Origin of the sequence: Burkholderia sp. Tr-20390, assembly GCF_017104595.1 — a bacterium.
Lineage (GTDB): Bacteria > Pseudomonadota > Gammaproteobacteria > Burkholderiales > Burkholderiaceae > Burkholderia.
This window is the reverse complement of sequence record NZ_JAAGPC010000014.1, coordinates 1-12,072: the sequence shown is the minus strand read 5'-3', so window position 1 is coordinate 12,072 and position 12,072 is coordinate 1. Positions and strand designations below refer to the sequence as shown.

10 protein-coding genes are annotated in these 12,072 nt (G+C 67.0%); 8 read left to right on the top strand and 2 right to left on the bottom strand.

The window, feature by feature from the left end; translation table 11 throughout:
- Positions 1–37: 37 nt before the first annotated feature.
- Positions 38–1,324 (top strand): DUF445 domain-containing protein, encoded by a 1,287-nt coding sequence (locus G3N98_RS06445; protein WP_175236991.1) that lies wholly within the window; start codon positions 38–40, stop codon positions 1,322–1,324.
- A 48-nt stretch (positions 1,325–1,372) separates the two neighbouring features.
- Here G3N98_RS06445 and G3N98_RS06440 read toward each other — a convergent pair whose 3' ends face one another.
- Both G3N98_RS06440 and G3N98_RS06435 read right to left on the bottom strand, forming a co-directional pair.
- The gene (locus G3N98_RS06440) at positions 1,373–1,672 is read right to left on the bottom strand and encodes an addiction module antidote protein (RefSeq protein WP_021157290.1); all 300 of its coding nucleotides are present in this window, start codon (positions 1,670–1,672) and stop codon (positions 1,373–1,375) included.
- A gap of 3 nt (positions 1,673–1,675) precedes the next feature.
- Entirely contained in the window at positions 1,676–1,993 is a 318-nt protein-coding gene (locus G3N98_RS06435; protein ID WP_206147663.1) for a type II toxin-antitoxin system RelE/ParE family toxin, read from the bottom strand.
- A 351-nt stretch (positions 1,994–2,344) separates the two neighbouring features.
- Here G3N98_RS06435 and G3N98_RS06430 point away from each other — a divergent pair, with 351 nt between their 5' ends.
- The 7 genes from G3N98_RS06430 to G3N98_RS06400 all read left to right on the top strand — a co-directional run.
- Positions 2,345–3,985 (top strand): acetolactate synthase large subunit, encoded by a 1,641-nt coding sequence (locus G3N98_RS06430; protein ID WP_089428078.1) that lies wholly within the window; start codon positions 2,345–2,347, stop codon positions 3,983–3,985.
- Between the two features lie 29 nt (positions 3,986–4,014).
- Entirely contained in the window at positions 4,015–5,448 is a 1,434-nt protein-coding gene (locus G3N98_RS06425; protein WP_206147662.1) for an aldehyde dehydrogenase family protein, read from the top strand.
- Positions 5,449–5,691: 243 nt separating this feature from the next.
- A complete protein-coding gene (locus G3N98_RS06420) occupies positions 5,692–7,275 on the top strand; it encodes a Na+/H+ antiporter (protein WP_089428076.1) in 1,584 nt (527 codons plus the stop codon).
- Between the two features lie 479 nt (positions 7,276–7,754).
- Positions 7,755–8,888: a hybrid sensor histidine kinase/response regulator gene (locus tag G3N98_RS06415; protein ID WP_206147661.1), complete on the top strand. Its 1,134-nt coding sequence runs from the start codon at positions 7,755–7,757 to the stop codon at positions 8,886–8,888.
- 124 nt (positions 8,889–9,012) lie between these two features.
- Complete coding sequence (locus G3N98_RS06410; RefSeq protein WP_089432329.1) at positions 9,013–10,689, top strand: methyl-accepting chemotaxis protein; 1,677 nt, start codon at positions 9,013–9,015, stop codon at positions 10,687–10,689.
- The gene (locus tag G3N98_RS06405) at positions 10,686–11,198 is read left to right on the top strand and encodes a chemotaxis protein CheW (protein WP_089432330.1); all 513 of its coding nucleotides are present in this window, start codon (positions 10,686–10,688) and stop codon (positions 11,196–11,198) included. Before G3N98_RS06410 ends, G3N98_RS06405 begins: the two co-directional genes overlap by 4 nt.
- On the top strand, positions 11,195–12,072 hold an 878-nt coding region (locus G3N98_RS06400; protein ID WP_206147660.1), incomplete at its 3' end, for a protein-glutamate O-methyltransferase CheR. The genes G3N98_RS06405 and G3N98_RS06400, both read left to right, overlap by 4 nt.

Genomic DNA, 12,072 nt, shown 5'->3' with positions numbered 1-12,072 from the left:
TGCATATTAGCGGCATCGTTCGCCCGACCCGTTGCCCATGACGCCAGACAAAGCTCTCGAACTGAAACGCAGCAAGCGCCGCGCGCTGTGGCTGCTGCTGGCCGCCGTCGCGGTGTTCGTCACGACGATCCTGCTGCCGCGCGGCCCGTGGGTCGACGGCGTCAAGGCCGTGGCCGAGGCCGCGATGGTCGGTGCGCTCGCCGACTGGTTCGCGGTCGTCGCGCTGTTTCGCCGCGTGCCGATCCCGTTCGTGTCGCGCCACACCGAGATCATTCCGAAGAACAAGGACAAGATCGCCGACAACCTCGCGGTGTTCGTGCGCGAGAAATTCCTCGGCCCCGACGCACTCGCCGCGCAGATCCGCCAGCACGATCCCGCGCAGAAACTCGGCGCGTGGCTCGGCGAGCCGGCGAACACCGAGGCGCTCGGCGGCTACGTGACGAAGCTGATGAGTTTCGCGCTCGACATGACCGACGACGCGCGGATCCAGTCGTTCGTGCACGACGCGTTTCGCGCGGTGATCGACCGGATCGACCTGTCGCAATCGGCCGGCGCGATCCTCGACACGCTGACGAAGGACGGCCGCCACCAGGCGCTGCTCGACGACGCGATCGAACAGGTGGTCGACGTGCTCGACAAGGAGGAGAACCGCGAGGTGATCGCGGGTTTCATCGTCGAATGGTTGAAGACGCAGTACCCGAAGGTCGAGAAGATCATGCCGACGCAGTGGTTCGGCGAGAACGGCGCGCGGATGCTCGCGAGCGCGGTGAGCCGCGTGCTGGAAGGCGTGGCGGCCGATCCCGAGCATGAGCTGCGGCAACGTTTCGACCGGACGGTCGTGCGCTTGACCGAGCGGTTGAAGCACGATCCCGCGTTCATCGAGAAGGGCGAGGAGATCAAGCGCTATGTCCGCGACGGCGCTGCATTCAACGACTATGTGCGCGACCTGTGGGACCAGTTGCGCGCGTGGCTGAAGGCCGATCTCGCGCGCCCCGATTCGGCGCTGCACCGGCAGGCCGCGATGCTCGGCGGCTGGCTCGGTGCGCGGCTCGCGGAGAGCCCGGCATTGCGTGCGTCGCTGAACGAGCACGTCGAGAAGGCCGTGCACGAGATGGCGCCGGATTTCGCGGATTTCCTGATGCGCCACATCCGCGACACGGTGCGCAACTGGGACGCGCGCGAGATGTCGCGGCAGATCGAGCTGAACATCGGCAAGGACCTGCAATACATCCGCATCAACGGCACGCTGGTCGGCGGCCTGATCGGGCTCGGGTTGTATCTGGTGTCGCTGGTGCCGCGCTGGGCGGCCGGCTGGCTGCACTGACACGGCCACAGGTATCGCGCGGCGGGCGAGACGGGCCGCGCCCGCGCGTCATGCGTGCGCTTTCGCGCCGTGCAGCTGCAGGCCGAGCGCCTTGATGACCTTCAGGATCGTGCCGAAGCTCGGGTTGCCGTCGTGCGACAGCGCCTTGTACAGCCCTTCGCGCGACAGGCCCGCATCGCGCGCGACCTGCGACATGCCGCGTGCCCGTGCAATCACGCCGAGCGCATGCGCGATGAAGGCCGGATCGTCGCCGGCTTCCTGCAGGCACGCTTCGAAGTAGTCGGCCATGTCGTCTTCGGTTTTCAGATGATCGGCCGAATCCCAGGGCCGGGTGCTGATCTTGTCCATCGGTTACTCCATGTCGAGATGCGCGAGCATCGCGTGCGCGGCGCGGATGTCGGCCTGTTGCGTCGATTTATCGCCGCCGCAGAGCAGGATGACCCAGATCGTTCCGCGCCGAACGTAGTAGATGCGATAGCCTGGGCCGTGGTCGATCCGCATCTCGACGACCGGCGAGCCGGCGGACTTCCAGTCGCCCGGATTGCCCATCGAGAGGCGGTCGATGCGTGCCTGGATGCGGCGCTTCGCGACGCGATCCGGCAGGCCGGCAAACCAGGTGTCGAAGACGCCGGTGGTCCGGATGCTGAACGTAGGCGCACTGTAGGGCATGGATTGCAATGTGTCAACCATGGTTCACATGTTTGATGGGTTGAATTTCGATGCCGCTACAGTAGGGCCACGCGCTTTGCTTGTGTGCCAAATGGCCGTTCGGCCGAAGTCGGGATCTTCCGAATCCGTCTACAATCAAAAACGTCCTTGCCGCCCGTGCGTGTTTGCCGCGCGCGGGCGGATCCGTTTGTCCTCCGGTATCCGGAGGCGCCGCCATGCAGCGCGTGCTGCGCGGCGGGCAGTGCCGTGGTTTGTGTCCAGTAGGTAAAGCGTCCGCGTGCCGTAGGCCGGCGCGCGTTCTGAACGCTGCGTGTCCGTAGGCCGGGCAGGCGGCATCAACCGAGAGTCCCCATGAAAGCATCGGATCTGTTCGTGAAGGCGCTGGAAGCCGAAGGCGTCGAGTATGTGTTCGGCATTCCCGGCGAGGAAAACCTCGATCTGCTCGAATCGCTGCGGCGATCGAAGATCAAGCTCGTGCTGACCCGGCACGAGCAGGCGGCCGGGTTCATGGCCGCCACCTACGGCCGCCTGACGGGCCGCACCGGCGTGTGTATCGCCACGCTCGGGCCCGGCGCGACGAACTTCGTGACGGCCGCCGCCTATGCGCAGCTCGGCGGCATGCCGATGCTGATGATCACCGGGCAGAAGCCGATCAAGTCCAGCAAGCAGGGCCACTTCCAGATCGTCGACGTGGTCGACATGATGCAGCCGCTCACGAAGTTCACGCGGCAGATCGTGTCGATCGGCAACATCCCGTCGGCCATACGCGAGGCGTTCCGCCGCGCGGAGGAAGAGCGCCCGGGCGCCGCGCACCTCGAGCTGCCGGAAGACATCGCGCACGAGGAGGGCGACGGCAAGCCGATCCCGCGCAGCTACAGCCGGCGGCCGGTGGCCGAGGAGAAGGCGGTCGCGCATGCGGTCGACGCGATCCAGGCCGCGCGCCATCCGCTCCTGATGATCGGCGCGGGCGGCAACCGCAAGACCACCTGCAAGATGCTGCTCGAATTCGTCGACAAGACAGGCATCCCGTTCTTCACGACGCAGATGGGCAAGGGCGTGATCGACGAGACGCATCCGCTGTGGCTCGGCAACGCGACGCTGTCCGACGGCGATTTCGTGCACCGCGCGATCGAGCATGCGGACTGCATCATCAACGTCGGCCACGACGTGATCGAGAAGCCGCCGTTCTTCATGCGTACCGACGACAAGACCGTGATCCACGTGAACTTCCTCGGCGCGCAGGTCGATCCTGTTTATTTCCCGCAGATCGAGGTGGTCGGCGACATCGCGAACGCGGTGTGGCAGATGAAGGAAGCGGTGACGCCGCAATCGCACTGGGATTTCGAGCGCTTCCGGATGATCAAGGAGCATTTCGACGCGCATCTGCAGAAAGGGCAGCACGACTCGCGCTTCCCGATGTATCCGGTGCGGATCGTCAACGATCTGTACAACGCGATGCCGGTCGACGGCATCGTCTGTCTCGACAACGGGATGTACAAGATCTGGTTCGCGCGCTACTGGCGCGCGCACGAGCCGAATTCGCTGCTGCTCGACAACGCGCTCGCGTCGATGGGGGCGGGGCTGCCGTCGGCGATCGCGACGAAGATCGTGCATCCGCAGCGCAAGGTGATCGCCGTGTGCGGCGACGGCGGGTTCATGATGAATTCGCAGGAGCTCGAAACCGCGGTGCGGCTGAAGCTCGACCTCGTCGTGATGATCTTGCGCGACGACGCGTTCGGGATGATCCGCTGGAAGCAGGAGAACATGAATTTCCCCGATTTCGCGATGACGCTGCAGAACCCCGATTTCGTCGCGTATGCGCAAAGCTACGGTGCGCACGGGCATCGCGTCGAATCGGCCGACGATCTCGAACCGCTGCTGCGCGAGTGTTTCTCGTCGCCGGGCGTGCACGTGATCGACGTGCCGATCGACTATTCGGACAACGAGCGCGTGCTGAACCGCGAGATCAAGCGCCTGTCGGCGCAACTCTGAATGCCACGTTCACAGGAAGGAGTCGTTCCATGTTGAAGGAAACCTATCCGTACTACCTCGCCAACGAAGCCGTCTACGCGAACACCGATCTGGACGTGACGGACAAGTTCAGCGGCAAGGTCGCGACACGCGTCGCGCTGGCCGATGCGAAGGCCATCGACGCGGCGATCGGCGCGGCGGTCGATGCCGCGAAGCCGATGCGCGAGTTGCCGGCCTACCAGCGTCAGGCCGTGCTCGACCATTGCGTCGCGCGCTTTCGCGAGCGCTTCGACGAGCTGGCCGAGGCGCTGTGCATCGAGGCCGGCAAGCCGATCAACGATTCGAAGGGCGAAGTGACGCGCTTGATCGATACGTTCCGTGTGGCGTCCGAGGAATCGGTGCGTATCGACGGCGAGATCATCAACCTCGAGATCTCCGCGCGTGCGCAGGGCTATACGGGCTACACGAAGCGCGTGCCGATCGGCCCGTGCTCGTTCATCTCGCCGTTCAACTTCCCGCTGAATCTCGCGGCGCACAAGGTCGCGCCCGCGCTCGCGGCCGGCTGTCCGTTCGTGCTGAAGCCGGCGAGCCGCACGCCGATCGGCGCGCTGATCATTGGCGAAGTGCTCGCGGAAACCGACTTGCCGAAGGGCGCATTCTCGGTGCTGCCCGCGCATCGCGACGGCGCCGACCTGTTCACGACCGACGAGCGGTTCAAGCTGCTGTCGTTCACGGGTTCGCCGGCCGTCGGCTGGGCGTTGAAGGAGAAGGCTGGCAAGAAGAAAGTCGTGCTGGAACTCGGCGGCAACGCGGCCGCGATCGTCGATGTGGATCAGCGCGACCAGCTCGACTACGTGGTCGAGCGCCTTGCGTTCGGCGCGTATTACCAGTCGGGCCAGAGCTGCATCGGCGTGCAGCGGATCCTCGTGCATGCCGACCTGTACGACGCGCTGCGCGACAAGCTGATCGCGAAGACGCGCTCGCTGAAGATGGGCGACCCGAAGGATCCGTCGACGTTCGTCGGCCCGATGATCTCCGAATCCGAATCGCGCCGGCTGTCGGGCTGGATGGACGCGGCCGTCGCGGCGGGCGCGAAGATCGTCGCGGGCGGCAAGGTCGATGGCGCGATGTTCGAGGCAACGCTGCTGGAAAACGTCGGGTACGAGCAGGACCTGTACCGGAAGGAGGCATTCGGCCCGGTCGCGATCCTCGAGAAGTTCGACCGGTTCGACGACGCGCTCGCGCGCGTGAACGACAGCGACTTCGGGCTGCAGGCCGGCGTGTTCACCGATTCGCTCGCGCATGCGCAGCGCGCGTGGGACGAGCTGGAGGTCGGCGGCGTCGTGATCAACGACGTGCCGTCGTTCCGCGTCGACAACATGCCGTACGGCGGCGTGAAGGATTCGGGCCTCGGCCGCGAAGGGATCCGCTACGCGATCGAGGACATGACCGAGCCGCGACTGATGGTCGTGCGGCGCCGGTAACGAGCGGGCAGGCGGCGCGGGTGCCGCGACGGCACGCGGGCGGGCGATCGGGCCGGCCCGCGTGCCGTTTTTCATGGCGCCGCACGCATTGGGCCGGCGCCGGGCCCGCATCGTGACCGCCTCGCACGGCGGGCGGCTCGAACGCGCTCGACTACGGGCCTCGCCTCGTGATGTAATCGCGCGAAACTGCCGACCGGGGTACGACACCGGAACGCGCGAATTCATTCTTCACGAGGTCGATTCATGTCCCCCGTCTCGGCATTCAAGCTGGTTTTGTTGTCATTTCTCGCGATCGTCGCGCTCGAATGCATCGCCAAGCGGCTACGGTTGCCGCCCGCGGCCGCGCTGCTGATCGGCGGCATCGGCATCGCGTTCATTCCCGGCCTGCCGCCGATCAATCTCGATCCGGAACTGGTGTTGCTGGTGTTCCTGCCGCCGCTGCTGATGGACGGCGCGTACTTCTCGGTGTGGGAGGAGTTCAAGCGCAACGTGGGCGGCATCCTGCTGCTCGCGATCGGCGCGGTCGTGTTCACGACGTTCGCGGTCGGCTTTGCCGTGCACTGGGTGGCGCCGTCGCTGCCGTGGGCCGCGTGCTTCGCACTTGGGGCGATCGTGTCGCCGCCCGACGCCGTGGCGGCGAAGGCCGTGCTCGAGCGCGTCGCGCTGCCGCGCCGGCTGATGGTGCTGCTCGAAGGCGAAAGCCTGCTGAACGATGCGGCCGGCCTCGTGCTGTTCCGCTTCGCGGTCGTCGCGGCGCTGTCGGGCACCTTCAGCCTCGGCCACGCGGTCGTGGGTTTTGCGGAGCTCGGGCTCGGCGGCGTGGTGGTCGGCTTCGTGGTCGGCAAGCTCGTCGTGTGGTTCCTGAAGCTGCTCGACGACGACTATCTCGTGATCACCGTCGCGGTGATCGCCGGCTGGATCGCGTATATCGCCGGGGAAATGGTCGAAGTGTCCGGCGTGATCGCCACCGTCACGGCCGGCATGATCGTTGGCTGGCATCAGCACGAGGTGTTCTCGGCGGCGGTGCGCACGCGCGGCACCGCGTTCTGGCAGGTCATCGTGTTCCTGCTCGAAGCGATGGTGTTCGTGCTGATCGGGCTGTCGTTGCGCGGCGCGATCCACCGGCTCGGCGGTTTCGAGCAGGTGCTCGCCACGATGGTGCCGCCGATGCTCGCGGTGCTGGCGGCGGTGATCGTGTCGCGCTTCGTGTGGATCTACGCGGTCGAGGCGCTGAAGTGGCCGGTGCGCGGGATCGCGCGGCGCGGCGAAGCGCCCGACTGGAAGGCCGCGACGATCATGAGCTGGGCCGGGATGCGCGGCGTCGTCACGCTGGCGATCGCGCTGTCGCTGCCCGAGGCGATGCCCGGCCGCGACGTGATCCTGGTCGCGTCGTTCGCGGTGATCCTCGTCACCGTGCTGCTGCAGGGCACGACGATCGGGCCGCTGATCCGGCTGTTGCGCCTGCCGCAGCGTGAAGAACGCGCGTCGCACCACCTGACCGAGCCGCAGACGTGGGCATACGTCGAGGCGGCGCAGCTTGCGGCGATCCAGCCGCTCGTGCGCGACGAGAACGGGGTCGTGATCCATCCGCGCCTGCTCGAGCAGTACACGTATCGCGCGGAATTGACGGAAAGGGCGAAGAACGAGCCGACGTATCCGGCTGAAGTGCGTGCCGCGCACTACGACGTCGTGCTGGCCGCGATCCGGGCCGGGCGCGCGGAACTGTTGCGCCTGCACCGTTCGGGGCGCATCCACGACGAGATGCTGCACGCGCTCGAACGCGACCTCGACCTGCAGGAAGTGTCCGCGCAGCACGCGCGCGGGTAAGGCCGCACACCTCCGTCACATCGCCATCGAGCGGCCGGCGTCAGCCGGCCCGAAGCGCGCCCGGCCGATCGTTGCCCGGCGCGCTTTTTTTCTTTCGAGCGCCCCCGATTGGCTGATATTCATCCGGCCCTCAAATGCGGCGGCAGCCAGCCTTGCAGCGCATGCAAGCCTTATCGCGCGGGTCTCGCAAACGTTATCGTGTTTCGAATCCGGAAATGATCCGATTTAACTGTTTCCGTCTGTTTCTGCATATTTGGCAAAACTAAACCGGATTGAGATAGATGCTGTGTTCTAATTTCATTTAGAATCAGCCGGTTATGTTTATTGAGAGAAAGGATGCGGAGGTAATACGGCCGCCAACGGGGAGAAATCGGCGTCCGAAACCCTGCAAGGCGGTGCCGACAGGCCAAGTCGGCGGAATCAGGCGGGGTTTTCAACCGCTGAATTAAGATAGCGTCCAAGTCTGATAAACAACTCCTATGAAAGAATCGATTGGAGAATCGGCGTTTGAAACTGTATTTATGAAAGAATCGAGCGGTGATAATGCCTCGGATTGTCTTGAATCGGGGTTATCGGTCCTGCTCGTCGACGATCAACCGTTCGTCGGCGAGGTGATCCGCCGCGCGCTGCGCAGCGAACATGACATCGACCTGCACGTGTGCACCGACGCGCACCGGGCGATGGCGGTCGCGCGCGACGTGAAGCCGACGGTCATCCTGCAGGATCTCGTGATGCCGGAGATCGACGGCCTCGATCTGGTCCGCGCGTGGCGCGCGGACGCCGGCACCGCTCGCGTGCCGATCATCGTGCTGTCCGCGAAGGAGGAGCCGATCGTCAAGCGCGAGGCGTTCATCGCCGGCGCGAACGACTATCTGGTGAAGCTCCCCGACGCGATGGAGCTGGCTGCCCGCATCCGCTATCACTCGAATTCTTACCTGATGTCCCGGCAGCGCGACGAGGCGCTCGATTTCCTGTCGCACGACATGCGTTCGCCGCAGACGTCGATCCTCGCGCTGCTCGACGTCTACCGGACCGAGCACGGCGAGATGCCGGCGATCATGGAGCGCATTGCGGGCCATGCACGGCGCGCGCTCGCGCTGGCCGACGGCTTCATCCACCTGACCCGCGCGCAGTCGGAGCGCCGCGCGCACGAGGTCGTGAGTCTCAACGAGATCGTGCTCGACGCCGTCGACCAGCTGTGGGAGAAGGCGGCCGGGCTGGGTAGCCGGGTCGCCGCGCACGTGCCCGATACCGAATGCGTGACGATGGGCGACCGCATGATGCTGACGCGCGCGGTCGCGAACCTGATCGACAACGGGCTGAAGTACGGCCCGGCCGGCACGGACGTGCACTGCACGCTGGCCAGCGAGGACGGCGCCTGGCTGATCGGTGTCGAGGACACCGGCGCGGGAATCGCGCCGGAGCAGCGCACGGCCGCGACCGAGTCGTTCGTGCAGCTCGAATCCGCGCACGGCGCGGCGCGCGGCGGCTTCGGCCTCGGGCTCGCGTTCGTCCGCGCGACGGCGGCGCGGCATCGCGGCCAGATCCTGATGCGCAATACGGCGCGCGGCTTCATGGTCGCGCTTCGGCTGCCGGCGCAAGCGGAGCGGTGATGTCGCGGCGCGGCCTGCCGGCGCCGCGCTGCCCGAGAGACCCTGATGTGCTCGTGGCGCGCCGTCCGGCGCGCCGGCGGGCGTGGATTTTTTCAACGCTGATTTTATAAAGCCCATAACGAACATGGCCACCGTGACGCCCCGCGCGACCAATGAAAGCCTGCATCCGACGATCGGCGCTGCCCGGCTGACGCTCGGCAATCGCATCCTGCTCAGCTTCGGCGTGCTGTTCGTGCTGATGCTGGTGACAGCCGGCGTGTCCTACGAGCGACTGCGCGCGATCAACAGCGAAGCCGTCAGCATCGAGCGCGACTCGCTGCCGGGCGTCTACCTTGCGTCGTCGCTGCGCGGTTCGGTCAACGAATCGTTCATGCTGCTGCAGCAGGCGACGTTCGTCGAAACCGATCCCGACAGCGTGCATCGCGATCTCGCGAAAATCGCCGATGCGCTGAAGGAAGTCGAGGCGTTGTCGGTCGATTATCAGAGCACGACGTTCCGCGACGACGACCGGCAGCGCTTCGCGGCGTTCCGCGGCGCGTTCGACCACTACGTGCCGCTGCTGAACGACGCCGTGCAGAAGAGCCGCGTGTCGCGCGAGGAGGCCGTCGCCGCGTACGCGAAAGTGCTGCCCGCGTGGACCGAGGTCGTGCGCAACGCGAACGTGCTGGTGCAGGAAAACCGCAAGTTCGCCGAGCAGTCCGCGAAGCTGATCCGCGAATCCGTGCAGGACACGGAAGTCGTGCTCGTCGGCGCGCTGACGATCATGCTGCTGTCCGCGCTCGGGCTCGGCTACCTGCTGTACCGCTCGGTCACCGTCCCGATGGCGCGGCTCGTCGAGGTGCACGACGTGATGCGCACCGGCAACCTGACGCGCCGCCTCGACCTGCGCCGCCGCGACGAATTCGGCACGCTCGAGACGGGCTTCAACCGGATGGCCGACGAGCTGACCGAGCTCGTCGCCCGCGCGCAGCAATCGTCGCTGCAGGTGACGACGTCGGTGGCCGAGATCGCGGCGACGTCGCGCGAGCAGCAGGCGACCGCGAACGAAACCGCGGCCACGACGACCGAGATCGGCGCGACCTCGCGCGAGATCTTCGCGACGTCGCGCGACCTGCTGCGCACGATGAACGAGGTGGCCGGCGTGGCCGAGCAGTCGGCGACGCTCGCGGGCGTGAGCCAGAGCGGGCTCACGCGGATGGGCGAGACGATGCGCAGCGTGATGGACGCGGCCGGTTCGGTGAACGCGAAGCTCGCGATCCTCAACGAGAAGGCGCTGAACATCAACCAGGTGGTCGCGACGATCACCAAGGTGGCCGACCAGACCAACCTGCTGTCGCTGAACGCGGCGATCGAGGCCGAGAAGGCCGGCGAATACGGCCGCGGCTTCGCGGTCGTCGCGACCGAGATCCGCCGCCTCGCCGACCAGACGGCGGTGGCGACCTACGACATCGAGCAGACGGTGAAGGAAATCCAGTCGGCGGTGTCGGCGGGGGTGATGGGGATGGACAAGTTCTCCGAGGAGGTGCGCCGCGGGATGCTCGACGTGCAGCAGGTCGGCGGGCAGCTGTCGCAGATCATCGCCGAGGTGCAGACGCTCGCGCCGCGCTTCCAGATGGTCAACGAAGGGATGCAGACGCAGGCGAACGGCGCCGAGCAGATCACGCAGGCGCTGTCGCAGCTGTCGGAGGCTGCGCAACAGACGGCCGAGTCGCTGCGCCAGTCGTCGCAGGCGATCGACGACCTGACGCTCGTCGCGAACCAGTTGCGCACCAGCGTGTCGCGCTTCAAGGTCGACGCGTGACGCGCGCCGACCCGCAGAACGGCGCCCACGCGCTGTTCCTGATGTTCGAGCTCGATGGCGGGCGCTATGCGCTCGACGCAGCCGGCATCGACGAGGTGCTGCCGCTCGCGGTCACGAAGGCCGTGCCCGGCGCACCCGACTGGATCGCCGGGCTGCTGATGCGCGGCGGCCAGCCGGTGCCGGTGATCGACGTGCCGATGCTGGCGCTCGGGCGCCGCGCCCATGCGCTGCGCTCGACGCGGCTCGTGATGGTCCGCTACCGCGCGGACGAAGCGGGCGGTGAGCGCACGATCGGGCTGATCGTCGAGCGCGCGACGCAGACGATGCGGATCGACCGCGCGGCGTTCCGCTCGAGCGGCATCTCGACCGCACGCACGCGCTGGCTCGGGCCCGTCGCGAATACGCCCGATGGCGTCGTGCAGCAGGTATCGGTATCCGACCTGGTCGACGACGTCGCGCGCCTGTATCTGTTCGACGGCCTGCCGGGCCACGGAGGAGAGTCCGCATGAAAGAGTCCGAATCGCGATTTCGCGGCTGGCTGCTGCGCGAGACCGGCATCGACCCCGATTCGCTCGGCAACGATTTCCTGATCCGCGCGCTGACGGAACGCGTGCACGCGCTGCAGGCGGACGGCGAGCGCCTGCCGTCGGCGGCGCGGCCGCCCGTCACGCAGGACGCGCTCGACGCCTACTGGCAGCAGCTCAACGCATCGGCCGACGAGCGGCGTGCGCTGATCGAGCTGTTCGTCGTGCCCGAGACCTGGTTTTTCCGCGACCGCGAGGCCTTCGCGACGCTCGCGCGGCTCGCGACGGAGCGGCTCGCCGCGCTGCCCGGCCGGGTGATCCGCGTGCTGAGCGCGCCGTGCTCGACGGGCGAGGAGCCGTATTCGGCGGCGATGGCGCTGCTCGACGCGGGGCTCGACCCGGCCAGCTTCACGATCGACGCGATCGACCTCAGCACGCGCGCGATCGAGCAGGCGCGGCTCGGCTGCTACGGGCGCAATGCGTTCCGCGGCACCGCGACGGAGTTTCGCGCGCGGCACTTCACGCCGACCCGCGATGGCTGGCTGCTCGACGAGCGCGTGCGCGCGTGCGTGCAGTTCAGTCAGTCGAACCTCGTCGAACCGGCCGTGGATACCGGCATTCGCTACGATTTCGTGTTCTGCCGCAACGTGCTGATCTACTTCGATCGCGACGCGCAGGATCGCGTGATCCGCTCGCTCGACGCGCGTCTGGCCGACGACGGCATGCTGTTCGTCGGGCCGGCGGAAACGGGCGTCGCGATGCGGCACGGGATGCGCTCGGCGCGCGTGCCGCTGGCGTTCGCGTTTCATCGCGAGCCCGCCGCGGCGGCGGGCGATGTATACGCGGCCCGGCCGGCGGC